Source organism: Phycobacter sedimenti, from assembly GCF_038148855.1.
In the GTDB taxonomy this organism is placed as follows: Bacteria; Pseudomonadota; Alphaproteobacteria; order Rhodobacterales; family Rhodobacteraceae; genus Phycobacter; species Phycobacter sedimenti.
Genome location: NZ_JBBVGR010000002.1, coordinates 32,328 through 50,249 on the forward strand (window position 1 = coordinate 32,328; position 17,922 = coordinate 50,249).

Annotated in this window: 17 protein-coding genes; 10 read left to right on the forward strand and 7 right to left on the reverse strand. The window is 61.9% G+C overall.

Annotation, left to right across the window (positions count from 1 at the left end; translation table 11 throughout):
• Nucleotides 1-4: 4 nt before the first annotated feature.
• From AADA15_RS03210 to AADA15_RS03225, 4 genes are all read right to left on the reverse strand, one after another.
• Nucleotides 5-1,318: a TRAP transporter large permease gene (locus AADA15_RS03210; RefSeq protein WP_341640106.1), complete on the reverse strand. Its 1,314-nt coding sequence runs from the start codon at nt 1,316-1,318 to the stop codon at nt 5-7.
• On the reverse strand, nt 1,315-2,028 hold the full coding sequence (locus AADA15_RS03215; protein ID WP_341640107.1) for a TRAP transporter small permease: 714 nt from the start codon (nt 2,026-2,028) through the stop codon (nt 1,315-1,317). Before AADA15_RS03215 ends, AADA15_RS03210 begins: the two co-directional genes overlap by 4 nt.
• Before the next feature lie 92 nt (nt 2,029-2,120).
• Nucleotides 2,121-3,101 (reverse strand): TRAP transporter substrate-binding protein, encoded by a 981-nt coding sequence (locus AADA15_RS03220; RefSeq protein ID WP_341640108.1) that lies wholly within the window; start codon nt 3,099-3,101, stop codon nt 2,121-2,123.
• 54 nt (nt 3,102-3,155) lie between these two features.
• The gene (locus AADA15_RS03225; RefSeq protein ID WP_341640109.1) at nt 3,156-4,397 is read right to left on the reverse strand and encodes an NAD(P)/FAD-dependent oxidoreductase; all 1,242 of its coding nucleotides are present in this window, start codon (nt 4,395-4,397) and stop codon (nt 3,156-3,158) included.
• 143 nt (nt 4,398-4,540) lie between these two features.
• Here AADA15_RS03225 and AADA15_RS03230 point away from each other — a divergent pair, with 143 nt between their 5' ends.
• Both AADA15_RS03230 and AADA15_RS03235 read left to right on the forward strand, forming a co-directional pair.
• Nucleotides 4,541-5,446: a LysR family transcriptional regulator gene (locus tag AADA15_RS03230; protein WP_341640110.1), complete on the forward strand. Its 906-nt coding sequence runs from the start codon at nt 4,541-4,543 to the stop codon at nt 5,444-5,446.
• Nucleotides 5,447-5,524: 78 nt separating this feature from the next.
• Nucleotides 5,525-6,262, forward strand: coding sequence for an aspartate/glutamate racemase family protein (locus AADA15_RS03235; protein ID WP_341640111.1), 738 nt, complete (start codon nt 5,525-5,527; stop codon nt 6,260-6,262).
• On the opposite strand, the gene AADA15_RS03240 is transcribed toward AADA15_RS03235, so the two are convergent.
• Genes AADA15_RS03240 through AADA15_RS03250 form a run of 3 tightly spaced genes read right to left on the reverse strand, consistent with a single transcriptional unit; the run spans nt 6,263 to nt 9,359 of the window.
• Nucleotides 6,263-7,324 carry an ABC transporter substrate-binding protein gene (locus AADA15_RS03240; RefSeq protein ID WP_341640112.1) on the reverse strand — a complete coding sequence of 354 codons (1,062 nt, stop codon included), beginning with the start codon at nt 7,322-7,324 and terminating at the stop codon, nt 6,263-6,265.
• Entirely contained in the window at nt 7,294-8,697 is a 1,404-nt protein-coding gene (locus AADA15_RS03245) for a sensor histidine kinase (protein WP_341640113.1), read from the reverse strand. The genes AADA15_RS03240 and AADA15_RS03245 overlap by 31 nt, the downstream gene beginning before the upstream one ends.
• Nucleotides 8,694-9,359, reverse strand: a complete 666-nt coding sequence (locus tag AADA15_RS03250) for a response regulator transcription factor (RefSeq protein ID WP_341640114.1) — start codon at nt 9,357-9,359, stop codon at nt 8,694-8,696. Before AADA15_RS03250 ends, AADA15_RS03245 begins: the two co-directional genes overlap by 4 nt.
• Nucleotides 9,360-9,479: 120 nt before the next feature.
• Between AADA15_RS03250 and AADA15_RS03255 the strand changes: the two genes are divergently transcribed.
• From AADA15_RS03255 to arsB, 8 genes are all read left to right on the forward strand, one after another.
• On the forward strand, nt 9,480-10,460 hold the full coding sequence (locus AADA15_RS03255) for a Bug family tripartite tricarboxylate transporter substrate binding protein (protein ID WP_341640115.1): 981 nt from the start codon (nt 9,480-9,482) through the stop codon (nt 10,458-10,460).
• Between the two features lie 96 nt (nt 10,461-10,556).
• Entirely contained in the window at nt 10,557-11,051 is a 495-nt protein-coding gene (locus AADA15_RS03260) for a tripartite tricarboxylate transporter TctB family protein (protein ID WP_341640116.1), read from the forward strand.
• Nucleotide 11,052: 1 nt separating this feature from the next.
• On the forward strand, nt 11,053-12,570 hold the full coding sequence (locus AADA15_RS03265) for a tripartite tricarboxylate transporter permease (protein WP_341640117.1): 1,518 nt from the start codon (nt 11,053-11,055) through the stop codon (nt 12,568-12,570).
• 132 nt (nt 12,571-12,702) lie between these two features.
• Complete coding sequence (locus AADA15_RS03270; protein ID WP_341640118.1) at nt 12,703-13,614, forward strand: MBL fold metallo-hydrolase; 912 nt, start codon at nt 12,703-12,705, stop codon at nt 13,612-13,614.
• 132 nt (nt 13,615-13,746) lie between these two features.
• Entirely contained in the window at nt 13,747-14,607 is an 861-nt protein-coding gene (locus AADA15_RS03275; RefSeq protein WP_341640119.1) for an arsenate reductase/protein-tyrosine-phosphatase family protein, read from the forward strand.
• The gene (locus tag AADA15_RS03280) at nt 14,604-15,602 is read left to right on the forward strand and encodes an ArsJ-associated glyceraldehyde-3-phosphate dehydrogenase (RefSeq protein WP_341640120.1); all 999 of its coding nucleotides are present in this window, start codon (nt 14,604-14,606) and stop codon (nt 15,600-15,602) included. Before AADA15_RS03275 ends, AADA15_RS03280 begins: the two co-directional genes overlap by 4 nt.
• Nucleotides 15,599-16,864, forward strand: coding sequence for an organoarsenical effux MFS transporter ArsJ (gene arsJ / locus AADA15_RS03285; RefSeq protein WP_341640121.1), 1,266 nt, complete (start codon nt 15,599-15,601; stop codon nt 16,862-16,864). The genes AADA15_RS03280 and arsJ overlap by 4 nt, the downstream gene beginning before the upstream one ends.
• Complete coding sequence (gene arsB / locus AADA15_RS03290) at nt 16,861-17,874, forward strand: ACR3 family arsenite efflux transporter (RefSeq protein WP_341640122.1); 1,014 nt, start codon at nt 16,861-16,863, stop codon at nt 17,872-17,874. Before arsJ ends, arsB begins: the two co-directional genes overlap by 4 nt.
• The last annotated feature ends 48 nt before the right edge of the window (nt 17,875-17,922 follow it).

The following is a 17,922-nucleotide window of genomic DNA, read 5'->3' on the forward strand; positions in this document are numbered from 1 at the left end:
ACCATCAGCCAGAGGGTGCTGCGCGGATGTTGTCGGGCAGCCAGGTTGCCAGCTCGGGCCAGGCGACAAGGATCACCACCATCACCAGCATCAGCCCGACCATGGGGATCGCGGTCTTGGCAATGTAGGAGATCTCATGCCGCGTCATGCCCTGCAGCACGAAAAGGTTGAAGCCGATAGGGGGCGTCACCTGTGCCATCTCAACCACAACGACGATGAAGATCCCGAACCAGATCACGTCGATCCCGGCCTGGCGGATCATCGGCTCGACGATGGCCATGGTCAGCACCACCGAGGAGATGCCATCAAGGAACATCCCCAGCACTACGTAAAACAGCGTCAGCGCGACGATCAGCACCAGGGGCGAGAGGTTCATCTCGTCAATCCAGCCCGCCAGCGCCCGCGGCAGGCCGGTGAACCCCATGGCCAGCGACAGGAAGGAGGCTCCCATCAGGATCAGCGCGATCATGGCCGAGGTTCGCGTTGCTCCCATGAGCGATGCCGTGAAGGTGCTCCAGTTGAGCGATCCCTGCGCCAGCGCCAGCGCCATCGAGCCGAGCACACCAACGGCGGCTGCTTCGGTCGCGGTGGCATAGCCGAGATACATCGACCCGATGACCACGGCGACCAACAGAAGGACCGGGATCAGGAACCGGCTTTCGGCCAGCATCTGTCCGAAGGTCATGCTGGGTTCCTCCTGCGGGCGTTCACCCTTGGAGAGGTAGTGCCAGGCGATGATATAGGCCATGAACAGCCCCGCCAGTACAAGGCCCGGAAAGATGCCGGCCATGAACAGCTTGGTGATCGATTCATTGATCGACACGCCGTAGACGATCAGTGTCAGCGAGGGCGGGATCATCAGGCCCAGCGTGGCGGCACCTGCAAGGGTGCCGATGATCATGAATTCGGGGTATCCCCTCTTGCGCAGCTCGGGGATCGACATCTTGCCCACGGTTGTCAGCGTCGCCGCCGACGACCCGGATACGGCAGCAAAGATGGTGCAGCCCGCAATATTGGTGTGCAGTAGCCCGCCCGGCAGCCAGCGCATCCAGGGGGCAAGGCCACGGAACATGTCTTCGGAGAGACGGGTGCGATACAGGATCTCTCCCATCCAGATGAAGAGCGGCAGCGCGGTCAGCGTCCAGCTGGAGGCACCGGTCCAGATGGTGGTGATCATGGCATCGCCCGCAGGGCGGGAGGTGAAAAGCTCCATCCCCACCCAGGCGACGCCCATCAGGGCAAGGCCGATCCAGACCGAACTGCCCAGAAGCGCGAAGAGCACAAAGAGAAAGATGATGGTGGCGTAGATCTCGCTCATTCGACGGCCTCCGAATTGATGCTGGCGCGGCGGGTGATCAGAAGGCGGCAGAGATAGTCCCACAGCGCCAGCGCCAGAAGCACCGTACCAATGGACATGGGCAGCTGGGGTAGCCACATCGGCGTGTAGACCCAGTCGGAGCCGGTATTGGCCCAGAGCTGCCCCCATTTCGTGGGGGCGGTTGCGAACATGGCGAAGAAGGACAAGAGCCATTCTGGCACGAAATCCTGTCCTTGGGTGCGGTCGTTCAGCATCTTTGAAAAAATGTTCGTCTTGATCGCGTAGCGTGCAAAATATGTGGCGGTGAGCGCACCGACCCACATGGCAAAACCATCCAGAACCAGGCCGATGCGGGGGCTGATGTTTAGGAAGATCGACACCCGGATATGCGCGCCGCGTGTCAGCGCATGCGCCAGCGCAAGGAATGACGTCGCCGCCATGGCATAGCCCGCGTATTCGGTCGATCCGGGAAAGGTCAGGTTGCTCCAGCGGGCGACCATCTGCGCCACGATCAACAGCAGGATCAGCAGCATGAACCCTGCCGCGATGACGCCGGAGCCAAGGTATACCTTGTCAGCGATACGTTGCAGGGGGCGCAGGGCGCGCCCCATGGGGCCCGGTGCCAGAAGGCAGGCAATGGCCAGCAGGGTCGGAAGAACAAAAAGCCACAGCCATAGCGGCAGGCCCAGAAACGGTTGCCAGTCGCGCAAGATCGACACCCCCAGAAATCGGATGCAGTAAGGTCAGGAAAGTGACGGCCCCGCCAGCTTGGGGCAGGCCGGGGCCGTCTGGGTTGGAGCGATCAGTTGCCGTTGTAGGCGTCGAGGATCGCCTTGCCGTCATCGCCGACCGAGGCAAGCCATTCCTCGGTCATCTTGGCGCCGATCTCCTTCAGCTCGCCCAGGAAGGCGGGGCTGGCATCGGTCACGGCCATGCCGTTGGCACTCAACTGTTCAAAGTACCAGTTCGCCAGCTCCTCGGACTTGGCGGCGCAGGCGGCGCCGGTCTCATCGGCGGCCTTCTGGATCGAGGCCTGGGTCTCACCGCTGAGGCCATCCCAGATCTGCTTGTTCACCATCACGTAGTTGCGCGGCAGCCAGGCGTTGACCTTGTAGTAATGGGTCAGGTGTTCCCAGACCTTGCGATCATAGCCGGTGGAGCCGGAGGAGATGAAGGATTCCGCAACCCCGGTTGCCAGCGCCTGGCTCAGCTCGGCGGCTTCAATCTGGACCGGGATCATGCCCAGTTCTTCGGCAAAGGTGGCGGTTGCCGTGTTGTAGGAGCGGAACTTCACCCCTTGGGTGTCGTCGGAAGAGGCGACCTCCTTGTTGAAGTAAAAGCCCTGACCGGGCCAGGGGCAGGTGTACAGCGCCACCAGATTGAGGTCCGCGAGCTGTGCGTTCACCTTGTCCTTGGCAGCATGCCACAGCTTTTCGTTCTCGGCATAGCTGGTGGCGACAAAGGGCAGGTTGTCCCAACCCAGAAGCGGTGCCTCATTGGCATGGGCGGACATGAACCGCTCGCCGATCGGGGCCTGTCCGGTCTGCACCGCGCGCTTGATCTCGCCGCCCTTGAAGAGCGAGCCCCCGGGGTGCACGGTGATGTCGATCTCGCCGCCGGTATAGTCGCGCACCTTGTCGGCGAAGACGACGCCCATTTCGGAATGGAAGTTCGTTGCTGCATAGGCCATGGGCATGTCCCATTTTTCTGCAGCACCGGCCGCGGCCGAAAGGGCCAGTGCAGATACGGAGTATGCAACTGTCTTTCCAAATTTCGCGATCATTTTGATCTCCCTGTTTTGGTTGGTTTTATTTGTTTTTGTTATGCTTTTTGTCCCTCAGGCGAACCGGCCCGGCTCATAGGGGCGCATGTCGATATTGCTGGGCCGCCCTGCGATCATGTCGGCCACCATACGGCCTGTCTTGGCGCCGCCGGTGAGGCCCACGTGGTGATGGCCAAAGGCGGCAAAGACGCCTGTCGTGCCAACCTCGCCGATCAGCGGAAGGCTGTCCGAAGGGGCAGGGCGATACCCCAGCCATTCCTCTTCGCTCTCCGCGATCATCTGCGGAAAGCATTCCTTGACCTTGCGCCGCAAGAGCGCGAGCGGTGCCTTTGATTTGGTCTCGCTCAGGCCGCCGAACTCGACCACACCTGCACAGCGTAGCCCCTGATCCATGGCCGTCGCAACGAATTTCCCCGAGGTCAGCATCATGGGGTTGTTCGGGGTCTGGCTCGGGTTCTTGAAGATGATGTGATAGCCGCGTTCGGCCTCAAGCGGCACGTTGAGGCCCAGCTTCTGCATCAGGGGCTTGGACCAGACGCCGGTGGCCAGAACCGCCTCGTTGCAGGTAAACCGGCCCTTGTCGGTGTCGACGGAGTTGATGCGCCCGCCTGAGAGGTCGAAATCCTTGACTTCGGCCTGGATGAAACGCCCGCCCATCTCCTGCAGGAGCGTTACCAGATCCCGCACGTAATTTCCGGGGTTGAGAATGTAGCCGTGGTTTTTCAGCATCGCGAGCAGCGTCATGTCAGGCGCCAGAATGGGTTCCTTTTCCTGCACGGCGGCGCCTTCGATCAACTCGGGCACGAAGCCGGCATCGCGGCGCAAATCCCAGACGTATTTGTCCGCCTCAAAAGCGGCGCGGTCAGCATAGGCAAAGTTGTACTCGCTTTCTTGTACCCATTTTGCCGCCGGGGTGCCTGCCGTCAGCGCCTGGTGCTGCTCGACGCTGTCTCCGATGACATGGGTCAGGCCTGCGGCGATGCGGCGGGTGTCGCCGTCGTTGGCATTGGACAGGTATTTCACCAGCCAGGGCACCAGTTTCAGCCCATAGGACCAGCGCATGAACAGCGGGAAATTCGGGTCCATCAGGTACTTTGGCCCCTTGAGCACAAGGCCCGGCGTGGTCACCGGCACGATGGCACAGCTCGCCAGGATGCAGCCGTTTCCGTAGGAGGCACCCATGCCCGGCTCGCCCTTGTCCAGGAGCGTGACCTCATGTCCTGCGCGGCGCAGCCAGATTGCGGTTGCCGCGCCGACAATTCCGGCACCAATCACGATGGTATGGGGCGTGCTCATCTGCGGGATCCTTCGGGGGTGGGAAATATGGTCTTGGTCATTGGTCTTGCTTCGGAAGGTTTGAACCAAGATGCATGGGGCAGAGCATCATTTCAAATACTAAGATATGGCTAGCTCATCAGAAAAAGTGATACAGCTTTCGCATGAACCTCAGATTTCGCCAACTTCAGGCTTTTCACGCTGTCATCGAAACGGGAACCGTCACCGGGGCGGCGGCCAGCCTTGGGATATCGCAGCCCGGCATTTCCAATCTGTTGAACCAGCTTGAGCGTCAGACAGGCATCAAACTGTTCGAGCGAGTACGCGGGCGCCTGACCGCAACGCCTGAGGCGAGCTTGCTGTTTCGTGAAATCGATACCGTGGTGCGGGGCTTTGATCACGTCACGCAGGCGGTGATCGACCTGCAGAACAAACAGGCCGGACAGCTGCAAGTGGCCTCGCAACATTCCATGTCCTTCGGCTTCATGCCGCGACTGATCGCTGAATTCGCCCGTGAGAGGCCCGATCTGTCGATTTCCTTTCAGTCGCAATACTCATCCAAGATCCAGGAATGGGTGCTCTCGGGCCTGTTCGAAATCGGCATTTGCGAGATGCCGCTTTTGTATGATGCGCTGGACGTGCATCCCGTGACCGTTGAATGCCGCATCGCCATGCCGGAAGGCAGCCCGCTGGCCCGGCATGAGGTTCTCACCCCCGAACTGCTGGAGGGAGAGCCTTTCATCGTCATGGGGCCTGACCACATGACCCACCGCCGCACCCGTGAGGCCTTTTTGCAGGCGGGGGTTCCGCTCAGGGCGCGGATCCACGCGCATCTGTTCAAGAATCTCCTCAGTTTCGTCAAAGAAGGGATGGGGGTTGCTGTCATCGACCCCTTTATCCTTGATTTCGACAAGGAGGGCGGTTTTGTCTCGCGCCCGTTTCAGCCGAGGGTGATGATGGAGATGGCGGTCATCACCTCAAGCGCGCGCCCCCTGTCGGCCATCGGGCAGGAGTTCCTGGTTCTCCTGAAACGGGCTTTGGTGCCGTACACTGAGGCAGCAGGTTGCTAGGATTGGGGTTTGCAAGGCTTGGAACGGAAAGGACGAGCGGGCATAGTCCTGCCAGATGATTTGAAACAGGAGCGGCCCATGCAACGGGGTGGGAAAACGGTCTACGGCGCGACGGTCGGCGTCCTGATGCTGGAGACGCAGTTTCCGCGTGTTCACGGGGATATGGGCAATGCGGGCACCTGGGAGTTCCCGGTGCAGTACCGGGTTGTCGAGGGGGCGACGCCAGAACGCGTGGTGCAGGGCAATCCGACAGAACTGACCGAGAGGTTCATCGCAGCGGGCCGCGAGCTGGTGCGTGCGGGCTGCGACGGGATCACCACCACCTGCGGGTTCCTGTCCCTGATCCAGGAGGATGTCCGGTCCGCGCTGGGCGTGCCGGTTGCAACTTCGTCCCTGATGCAGGTGCCGATGGTTCAGGCCCTGCTGCCGGCGGGGAAACGCTGCGGTGTGATCACGGTTTCCGAAACCTCGCTCGGCGCGCAGCATCTTGTGGCCGCCGGTGCACCGCCCGACACGCCTGTTGTTGGCACGGATGGCGGGCGCTGCATGACGCGGGATATTCTTGCGGACCGGCCGGAAATGGATTTCGAAGCCTGCCGCCTTGATATGATCGACGCAGGAAAGGCGATGATCCAGCGGCACCCGGATGTGGGTGCGATCGTGCTCGAATGCACCAATATGGCCCCCTATGCGCGGGATTTGCGCAAAGTGACCGGGCTGCCCGTTTATTCGATCTACAGCTTCATCACATGGTTCCACTCAGGCCTGCAGCCAAGGCGCTTTGAGCTTGATCTGGATGATCCGCGGCACGTGTGATCACGGCCCCTTTGTTTCATCCTGGGTGATGGCGCTGCGCCACTCGGTCAGAAACCGCGCGCGTTTCAGCTTGTCGAGGTAGACCAGCAGGCCGGGGCCAAGTTGAATGGGTCGGTAGGGCGCACCCTGCCTGCCCGAGGCGGCGGGGTAGCGGGCAAAAGGGTACGCCGGGTCCGGAGTTTGCGCCCAGGCGGCCGAGAGGAGGTGGTCGACAAAGGCGCCAGCCTCCTTTTCAAGCCGGGTGTCTTTGAGGATGACGGCAGTGCGCAGCATCATGTTGGTATAGTCCTGCGGCTCCACCACGACGATGCGATCGGCCAGATCGGCCCTGGCCAGCGCATAGCTGCCAAGAACATTGTAGGCGATCGCCAGATCTCCGCGGGCGATGTCCTCTATCATCTCGCCAGAGCAGCAATACAGACGCGTCTCAAGCCCGCCAAAGATCTCCATCAGCCGCCAGAATGAATCGGATGTGCGTGCATCCTGCGTGGCGAAGAGATACCCAAGCCCGCTGGCGGTGATGTCATAGGTGCCGATCCGCCCGCGGAACCTGTCAGGGTGGCGGCGCAGAAGTGTGATCAGTTCTTGCCGTGTTTTGGGCAGCTTCAACCCGGTAAAGGCCGCGCGCGACAGAAGCAGGGCGGCGGGCTCCTGCGAGAAGGCAAAGACATGTCCGCGCCAGCTGGCCCAGTCCGGCATCTGAGCTGACACCGCCGGCACATGGCGGCGGGTATAGCCGTCATTGGCCAGTTTGGTCTGCAGGTCCATCGCCGAGGAGATGGCGATATCAAATTGCGGCTGCCCTGGCTCAGGGTGGGTGATGGCGGTCATCAGATCGGCGCTGCTGAGGGTGGTATATTCGATCGCAATCCCTTGCGTATCTGCAAGAAAACTCTCGATCAGCGGCGCAAGCACATCCGTGTCGGTCGTGGAAAGAACCCGCAAGGCGGGCGCATCCTGCGGGCCGAACCTGCGGAACTCCTCGACTTCAAAAGCACCAGCGGGGGCAGCCAGGGCCAGGAAGCTGCAGATCAGCGCAATGGAAAGGACAAGGATACGCATGCGCCTGCTCCCGAGCCTGATGGTTCAATGATCAGCCTGCCGCCATGGGCCTCGGCCACTTCGCGGGCGATTGTCAGTCCCAGCCCCGAGCCGATTGTGCCCGCCGCATTGCTGCCGCGCACAAAGCGCTGGGTCAGGGCGGCGGTATCCTGTCCCGGTGGAAATCCACCGGCCTGGTCGGTGACCGAGATGATCACATCCAGCGGGCCCTGCCGCACATCGATCAGGACGTTGGTCTCGGACGGGGCATATTTTATGGCGTTGTCCAGAATGTTCCGCACTGCGTTCTGGATCAGGATCGCATCGCCCATCAGGGGTGCAACGCCTGTGCAGCTGTATTGCAGATCGATGTCCTTCAGATCGGCGACCGGGCGAAGCCGTTCGACCAGATCGCGGGCAAGGCTGTCCAGATCGACAGGTTTACGCTCAAGACTGTCGGTGCGAAAGGTGACCATGGCATGATCCAGAAGCTGCCCCGCCGCACGGGAGCTTTCATCGATGGCCCGGATCATTTCCCGCAAGGACGCTCTGTTTTCCGCCTTCTCAACGCGCCGCAGGGTGATTTCCGCCTGCGCCCGCACCGTGGCCAGGGGGGTGCGCACACGGTGTGCCGCTTCGGCGATAAAATCCTCGGACCGGGCCAGCGACACTCGCAGGCGCTCGATGAACCGGTTGAGCGAATGCACCAGTGGCGCCATTTCGCTCGGCACCGCGTGACGCACCGGGCGCAGGTCTTTTGGCCCCCGCCGGGACACGACACCGGTCAGGGCATGAAGCGGCTGGACACTGGATTGCGCCGCCCAGATCCCGATGAGAGCGGAGACGAGGAAAAAGCCGCCGCCCATCATCAGCGCCCAGCGGGTCAGCCGCGCCAGTTCCGCCGTCTGGCCTTCGCGGGTCTGGGCAACGGTGATTTCGATATCTGCCGGACCGCTGTCCAGAGACAGGCGTCGCGCCAGCGTTACCCTGCGCAGGCTGGCCCCGCGATACTCCTCGGTGGCATAGGCGGGTGCACCGGGCGTGGGCGACTGCGCAGGCGTGGGCAGATCCTCATAGCCGGTGAGGACCTTTCCATCCTGTCGAACCTTGTAGAACACCCTGTCATTGCTCACGTTTCCCAGCATGGAAAGGGCTGCATAGGGAATGTCGAGGGTGATCTGGCCAGCTTCCACACGCAGTGAATCCATGATCGAGGTCGCCGACGCCAGAAGGATGCTGTCCTGCGTGCGCTGCGAGATATCGCGGACAAAGACGAGGACGACAAAAAACAAGATCAGGGTGAGGAAAGCCGCGCTGAGCACAAGGCGCAGGGTCAGGCGGCGGCTCAGGGACCCGCTCGTGCGCACCTGGGACGGCGAGCGCGGGGCGCTCATTCCAGGGACATCCGGTAGCCCAGCCCGCGCACGGTCACAATGGCTGCGCCTGATCCTGCCAGACGTTTGCGCAGCCGGGCGACATAGACTTCGATGGCGTTTTCCGAAACATCTTCATCGTAGGAAAACAGCCGGTCCACCAGCTTGGCTTTGGAAAAGATCCGGTCGGGCGCGCTGAGGAAAATTTCCAGAAGGCGAAGCTCCTTGTTGCGCAGGGATACGGGGCTGCCTGCGACCACGAGCGTTCCGGCCAGGGGATCAAACACCAGGTCCGCGAATCGTTGCTGGTTGGAGCTGTTGCCGCCATGGCGGCGCAGGACCGCGCGGCAGCGGGCCTCCAGCTCGGAAAAATCAAAGGGCTTGGTGATGTAATCGTCGGCGCCGAGGTCCAGAACCCCGACCCGGTCCGAGACCTCCGACCTTGCGGTCAGGACGATCACGGGAGTTTTCCCGTCCCGTGCCCGATGCGCCTTGAGGAAGCTGCGACCATCGCCGTCAGGCAGCATAATATCAAGCAAAATCAAATCGTAATCCATGGTGTCAGCAAAGGCTTCGGCGTCTTTCTCGCACGGGGCGTGATCGACGACATGGCCATCCATCTGCAAACGATCGCTCACAGCGGCCGCAAGGCTCATGTTGTCCTCTACCAGCAGAAAACGCACCCGTTGCTCCCCCATTGTCGACTCGTCTGGAAACGCCCGTGACAGGTCGGTGTCAGCTTTGCGTGTTCTTGTTCAGTCATGAGCGGCTCAGCCGCCTTTTGTCAAATGGGAGGACAACAGATGACATTTACCCTGACCCGCCGGGCCCTGATGGCTGCGGCGACGGCGACCCTTGCCCTTGGCGCACCTGCACTGGCCGAGGACAGCAAACTGGACAGTATCCATTTTCTGATCCCCGGCGGCGCGGGCGGCGGCTGGGACGGCACCGCACGTGGCACCGGCGAAGCGCTGACCAAGGCGGGCCTTGTGGGTACCGCGTCCTTCGAGAACATGTCGGGCGGCGGCGGCGGCAAGGCCATCGGCTATCTGATCGAGAACGCCGACAGCAACCACGGCACCCTGATGGTGAACTCCACGCCCATCGTGATCCGTTCGCTGACAGGCGTGTTTCCGCACAACTTTCGCGACCTGACCATGGTGGCGGGAACCATCGGCGACTATGCCGCCATCGTGGTGGGCAAGGACAGCCCGATCAATTCCATGGGTGATCTGATCGCGGCCTACAAGGCCGATCCGCGCGGCACTGCGATTGGCGGCGGCTCGGTTCCCGGCGGTATGGACCATCTGGTCGCGGCCATGGTGATGAAGGCCGCCGGTGAGAACCCCACGCAGGTGAAATACATCCCCTATGATGCCGGCGGCATGGCCATGGCGGCGCTTCTGTCGGGTGAGATCGCCGCGCTCTCTACCGGTTTTTCCGAGGCCATCGACCTGGCCAACGCGGGTGAGGTCAAGATCATCGGCGTCACCGCAGATGACCGCGTTCCGGCCTATGCCGATGCCATGACCATGAAGGAACAGGGGATCGACGCGAGTTTCGTCAACTGGCGTGGCTTCTTTGCGGCTCCCGGCCTGCCGGAAGAGCGCAAGGCGGCCTATCAGGCGGCCATTGCCAAGATGTACGACACCCCTGAATGGGAAGAGGTCCGTGCCCGCAATGGCTGGGTCAACATTCATAACAGCGGTGAAGAGTTCGAGGCATTCCTTGCCGAACAGGAAGAGGTCATCAAGTCGCTGATGCAGGAACTCGGGTTCCTCTAAACCCTTGTCTCCTATCTGAGCGGTGCATCCGGGGCATCAATCGATCAGCCCCGGATGAGCCGTCTTCCCATTCCAGATCATACACCGGAGGAAAGCATGGCGCTTGACCGATGGATCGCGCTGGTCATCCTGTTGATCAGCCTCACCTATGGCTATGCGGCCTATTTCACCATGGACGCAGGCCTTCCCCCCTTCATGAAATTCAATGCCATCTGGCCCAGCACCTTTCCCAAGGTCCTGTCGGTCCTGGCCGCCATCTGCGCCCTGATCATCCTTCTGGGACCGCAAAAGGGCGACAATGGCCCCAAGGCCGGAGACATCGATCACCGGCGTCTTGGCGACTATCACCTTGGGCAGGCGCTGGCGCTTCTGGCCTTGATGGGGGCCTATGCGCTTCTCTTGCGCCCCGCGGGCTTCCTGATGTCGACGGTCGCCTTTCTCACCCTGGGCGCGGTGATTCTCGGCGAACGTAAGCTGCATTTCCTGGTGCCTATCGCGGCGCTCGCGGCGGGCAGCGTCTGGTATCTGGTGCAAGAGGTGCTGGGCATCTTCCTCAGTCCATGGCCCATCTTTTTCGGCGTAGGAGGCTGACATGTTCGAAGGCATCATGATTGGCCTGTCCAGCGCCTTTTCCCTCACGAACCTGATGATGGTCATTGGCGGCTGTCTGATCGGCACCTTTATCGGGATGCTGCCGGGCCTTGGGCCGATGAGCATCATCTCGATCATGATCCCGGTTGCGATCACCATTGGCGACCCGTCTGCGGCGCTCATTCTTCTGGCCGGGGTCTATTACGGTGCAATCTTTGGCGGCTCGACCTCGTCGATCCTGATCAATGCGCCGGGGGTGGCCTCGACCGTGGCGACCTCTTTTGATGGCTACCCGTTGGCGCGCCAGGGCAAGGCCGGCAAGGCGCTGACGGTGGCGGCGATCTCGTCCTTCTGTGGCGGTAGCATCGGCGCGGTGCTGCTCATGATCTTTGCCCCCGCTTTGGCCACCGTGGCACTGCTGTTCCACTCAGCCGAATATTTCGCGCTGATGGTGGTGGGCCTGTCGGCCATCGCCGCCTTTGCGGGCACGGGGCAGGTGGTCAAGGCGCTTCTGATGACGCTGCTGGGTCTCATCATGGCGACGGTGGGCGAGGGCGCGCTCTTCAACATGCCGCGGTTCACCATGGGGATCATGGATCTGCAGTCGGGCTTTGGCTTCATCACCCTTGCCATGGCGATGTTCGCCCTGCCCGAGGCGCTGTACCTCGTGCTGGACCCGAGCCGGTCCAAGACCGAGGGCGGCAGCAGCGAGATCAAGGACCTGCGCATCACCCGAGAAGAGGCGCGCGCCATTGCCCCGGTGATTGGCCGCCAATCGATCCAGGGCTTCCTGATCGGCGTTCTTCCGGGGGCAGGGGCCACGATTGCCTCCTTCCTCGGCTATGCGGTGGAGCGCAACATCGCCCCCAAGGACGAGCAGGAGCAGTTCGGCAAAGGGTCCATCAAGGGGCTCGCCGCACCCGAAAGCGCCAATAACGCCGCCTGCACCGGGTCCTTCGTGCCGCTGCTGACGCTGGGCATTCCCGGATCGGGGACCACTGCGATCCTGCTGGGCGCGCTGATCGCGCTCAATGTCTCGCCGGGGCCGCGCCTGATGATCGACGAGCCGCAGATCTTCTGGGCGGTGATCATCTCGATGTATGTGGGCAATCTGGTGCTCTTGGTGCTGAACCTGCCGCTGATCCCTTACATTGCCAAGGTACTGGCGGTGCCGCGCAACTACCTGATCCCCTTCATCCTGTTCTTCACATTGATGGGGGCCTACATCGGGCAGAACAATGCAACCGAGTTGTTGATCCTTGTTGGTCTCGGGATCTGCGCTACCCTTCTGAGGTTTGCAGATTATCCGCTGGCGCCCCTGCTGATCGGCTTCATCCTGGGGTCGATGCTGGAGGACAACTTTGCCCGCGCGATGCAGCTTTACGACGGGATGGGGTTCCTCTTGGATCGCCCGATGACACTGGCGCTGCTGGTTCTGGCCGCGCTTCTGGTGCTTTTGCCCAGCTACCGCGCCCGCCGCGCACGGCTGCGGCAGGTGGGCGTCTCCGACGGGGACTGACCAAAGGACCGGCCCAGGTTGTCGCACTCCGGGGCCGGTCTTTTCTCTCTGCGTCGGATGGTCCTCTGTCTGGCGACTGGCCGCTCTGGCAGGGTCGCGTGTGAACGCGCGCAGATGCCGGGAGGGCACCACATGAAATATCTTTCCTTGACCCTTGTGCTGACGGCTTTGCCGCTGGCATCCTTCGCGGACGTTCTGGAGGTTCAGCAGGTCACAGATGATGTCTGGGCCTTGGTCGGCCCGCACAGCCAGCGCAATGCCGAGAACCTTGGCAACAATGCCACCTTCGGCGTGGTGGTGACGTCCGAGGGGGTCGTGCTGATGGATCCGGGCGGATCGTGGAAAGGCGCGGCGATGATTGATGCCGCCATCGACCAGATTACCGATCAGCCGGTGACCCATGTGATCGACACCGGCGGGCAGGATCACCGCTGGCTGGGCAACGGCTACTGGCAGGCGCAGGGCGCGACGGTGATCGCATCAGAAGCCGCCGTCGCCGATCACAAGGACCGTCAGTCCATGCAGATGACGATGCTGTCGCAGCTGTTGGGGGATGAGTTGGCAGGGACCGAGCCGAGCTATGCCGATGTGACCTTCGAGACCGACCATGAACTGTCCCTTGGCGATCTGACCTTTCAGATCATGCATCGCGGTCAGGCCCATACACCGGGCGACAGTTTCGTCTGGCTGGAAGAGCGGGACGTGATGTTCACCGGCGACATCGTCTACGTAGAGCGCATTCTGGGCGTCGGGCCGCAGTCCAATGCCAAAAGCTGGATCGAGGCCTTTGATGCCATGGCCGCCTATGATCCGGTCCATGTGGTGCCGGGCCACGGCCGCGCCACCACACTGGATCGTGCAAGGGCTGATACCTACGCCTACCTTGTGAACCTGCGCACCCGGATCGGGGCGCTGATCGAAGAGGGGGGCGACATCATGCAGGCGCCAGAAATCGACCAGTCCGCCTTTGCCGGGCTGGAACAGTTCGAAAGCCTTGCCGGGCGCAATGCGCAAACCGTCTATGAGCAGATGGAGTGGGAGTAACGCCCCACGCCTTGATCTGAGTTCAAACTTGCCGCCTCCGCTTTCGGGGGCGGTTTTCATGTCCGGCGCCGTCATCAGGATGTTACAAAAACTTCACTGTTCTGACCTTCATAATTCGAATATTCATGAAATATGGAAAAAATGATTCCCTCTCGCCTCACCACCCTCGGCCATCCGCAGCGACTGGCCCTGTTCCGGCTGCTGATGCGCCGCTATCCGGATCGCCTGCCTGCCGGTGAAATCGCCGAGGCGCTGGGGCTGAAGGCCAGCACCCTGTCGACCTATCTCGCGGCGCTAATGCAGGCGGGGCTGGTCACGCAGCAGCGGGCCGGGACGTCGCTGATGTATTCCGTCGACATGTCAGCGGTAAGACAGACCTTTGACTACCTTCTTCTCGATTGTTGCCGCGGGCGCCCCGAGATCTGCGCGCCCGTTTCCACATCCCCTTGCGCAGGAGAGGCTGCCATGACCGGACAGGTATCCAACGGGCAGAAATACAACGTTCTTTTCATCTGCACCGGCAACTCTGCACGGTCGATCTTTGCCGAATGCATCCTGCGCGATCTCATGCCGGATCGCTTCAACGTCCATTCGGCGGGAACCCATCCCGGCTCAGGGATGAACCCTTTTGCGGTCGAGGTGCTGCGCTCGAAGGGGCATGACATCAGCGATCTGCGAGCCAAGACCACGGACGAGTTCACCGGACCCGATGCCCCCCGGATGGATTTTGTCTTTACCGTCTGCAATCAGGCCGCCAACGAAGAATGCCCGGCCTGGGACGGTCAGCCGATCAGCGGTCACTGGGGCATGCCGGACCCGGCAAAGGCCGAAGGCACCGAGGCCGAGAAAAGCCTCGCCTTCCAGCAGGCCTACGGCGCGCTGAAGCACCGGATCGAGGCCTTTGTCGCCCTTCCCATCGAAACGCTGGACCGCATCGCCCTGCAACGCGCGGTGGATGAGATCGCCAGCCAGCCACAGGATACATCTCAATGACCACCTATGCAGTGAACGGCCTTGGCCGGATCGGAAAACTGGCCCTGAAACCGCTTCTGGAGCAGGGGGCGCAGATCGCCTGGATCAATGATGCGGTGGGCGATCCCGAGATGCATGCGCATCTGCTCGAATTCGACACGGTGCATGGGCGATGGGAGGCGGATTTCTCCCATGATGCGGGCAGCGTTACGATCAATGATGTGCGTCTGCCCTTCATCGGCACCTCCGATCTGTCCCAGTTGCCGCTTGAGGGCGTCGATGTGGTGATCGATTGCACTGGTGTCTTCAAGAGTGAGGCCAAGCTTGCCCCCTATTTCGAGGCCGGCGTGAAAAAGGTCGTGGTCTCTGCCCCCGTGAAGGATGGCGATGCGGCCAATATCGTCTATGGGGTCAACCATGATACCTATGACCCAGCCCGGCACCGTATCGTGACGGCGGCCAGCTGCACCACCAATTGCCTGGCTCCGGTGGTCAAGGTGATCCATGAAAACCTGCGCATCCGCCATGGCTCCATCACCACGATCCACGATGTCACCAATACCCAAACCATCGTCGACCGACCCGCGAAAGACCTGCGCCGGGCGCGTTCGGCGCTCAATTCGCTGATCCCCACCACCACCGGCAGCGCCACGGCGATCACGCTGATCTACCCGGAGCTGACCGGGCGGCTCAACGGCCATGCGGTAAGGGTGCCGCTGCTGAATGCCTCGCTCACCGATTGCGTTTTCGAGGTGGAGCGCGAAACCACGGCAGAAGAGGTCAACGCCCTGTTCAAAGCCGCGTCTGAGGGAGAGCTGGAGGGCATCCTTGGTTATGAGACCCGCCCGCTGGTGTCGACCGATTACACCAATGACCGGCGGTCCTCGATCATCGATGCGCCCTCGACCATGGTGGTGAACGGGACCCAGGTGAAGGTCTATGCATGGTATGACAATGAAATGGGCTACGCTTGGCGTCTGGTCGACGTGGCCCTGATGGTGGGGGCCTCGCTGTGAGCCAGCGCCCCGAGGGCCTGTCTGCCTATATGGCGGTGACGGCGGCCTATTGGGCCTTCATGCTCACCGACGGGGCGCTGCGGATGCTGGTTCTGCTGCATTTTCACACGCTGGGGTTTTCTCCGGTGCAGCTGGCCTACCTGTTCGTGCTTTACGAGATCGCCGGAATGGTGACGAACCTGTCGGCAGGCTGGATCGCCGCGCGCTTTGGTCTGGCGGCGACGCTATATGCAGGTCTGGCGCTGCAGATCATGGCGCTGGGCGCGCTGACGCAGCTTGATCCGGACTGGGCCATCGGGGCCTCAGTCGTTTTCGTGATGTGCGTGCAAGGGATTTCGGGCGTGGCCAAGGATCTGGCCAAGATGTCGTCGAAATCGGCGGTGAAGCTCTTGGCGCCTGCTGCCGACGGCGGGTTGTTCCGCTGGGTGGCGGTGCTGACCGGATCCAAGAATGCCGTGAAGGGGCTCGGATTTCTGCTGGGCGCCGTCCTTCTGGCAACCTTGGGGTTTTCCTGGGCGATCATCGCAATGGCTATCGTGCTGGCGCTGGTCTTTGCCGTCATCGTGGTGCTGATGCCGCCGGGGCTGCCGACCGGGCGCAAGGGCGCGAAGTTTTCCGAGGTCTTTTCCAAATCGGCCAATGTGAACTGGCTGTCGGCGGCGCGGGTGTTCCTGTTCGGCGCGCGCGATGTCTGGTTCGTGGTGGGCATCCCGATCTATTTCTACGCGGTGCTGTCGGATGGGTCGGAGGCGGGCAACCGCGCGGCCTTTTTCATGATCGGCACTTTCATGGCGATCTGGATCATCCTTTATGGCGCGGTGCAGGCGGCAGCGCCCTGGCTGCTGGGCGCCGCGAAACGTCCCGAAGGTGATTTGATCCGCGCCGCGCGGGGCTGGGCGCTGGCGCTTTTTACCGTGCCTGCGGCACTGACCCTTGCGGTCTGGATCGCCGGAGCGCCGCAAACATGGCTGACGGTGGTTCTGGTGCTGGGGTTATTGGCATTCGGAGCGCTCTTCGCGGTGAACTCCTCCCTTCACTCCTACCTGATCCTCGCCTTCACACGGGCCGAGCGGGTGACGATGGATGTCGGGTTTTACTATATGGCCAATGCGGGCGGGCGCCTTGCGGGCACGCTGCTGTCCGGGCTGACCTACCAGTTCGGCGGGCTCGCGCTTGTTCTGGGCACAGCGGCCATTATGGTGGCCCTGTCTGCGCTTGCCTCGGGCAAGCTTCATGTCGAAGGCGTGGAGGCCACCACATGAGCATTTTTGAACGCTATCTCACCCTTTGGGTCGCGCTGGCCATGGCGACGGGCATCTTGATCGGCAATGCCGTGCCCGCGCTGGTCGAGGCGATCGCGGCGGCGGAATTTGCCAGCGTCAACCTGGTCGTTGCGGTGCTGATCTGGGCGATGGTCTATCCGATGATGGTCGGGGTGGACCCGGCCGCCCTGAAGAATGCGGTCAAACAGCCAAAGGGGCTGGGGATCACCCTCGTGGTCAACTGGCTGATCAAGCCCTTCTCCATGGCGGCGCTGGGTGTTCTGTTCTTCGAAGTTGTCTTTGCCGATTTTTTCGCGCCCGAGGATGCGCAGCAGTACATCGCCGGGCTGATCCTTTTGGGGGCGGCTCCCTGTACAGCGATGGTCTTTGTCTGGTCTCAGCTGACGCGCGGGGACGAGAATTATACGCTGTTGCAGGTTTCGCTGAACGATGTCGTGATGGTCTTTGCCTTTGCGCCCATCGTGGCCTTCCTTCTGGGTGTCACCGATATCGAGGTGCCTTGGGAAACGCTGGTTCTTTCGGTCGTTCTGTTTGTCCTGTTGCCGCTTCTGGCCGGGATCTGGACCCGGCGCAGGCTTGGGAATGATGCGCAGATCAAAGCCTTTCAGTCATGGGTCAAGCCCTGGTCGGTGATCGGGCTGATCGCAACCGTCATGATCCTGTTTGGCCTGCAAGGTCAGGTGATCCTGGATCGCCCCGAGGTGATTGCCCTGATCGCTGTACCCATCCTGGTGCAATCCTACGGGATCTTTGCCATCGCTTACGGCGCGGCCTTTGCATTGAAAGTCCCGCACCGCATTGCTGCGCCCTGTGCGCTGATCGGAACGTCGAACTTTTTTGAACTGGCTGTGGCCGTGGCGATCTCCCTGTTCGGCCTCAATTCCGGCGCAGCCCTGGCCACTGTCGTAGGGGTGCTGGTCGAGGTGCCGGTGATGCTGTCTCTGGTGGCCTTCGCCAACCGGACCCGCGCCCGGTTTCCCGGCACGTGACCGAGGGACCGGGACACCCGCATCGGCCCTTGAATCGGGGCCGCCAAG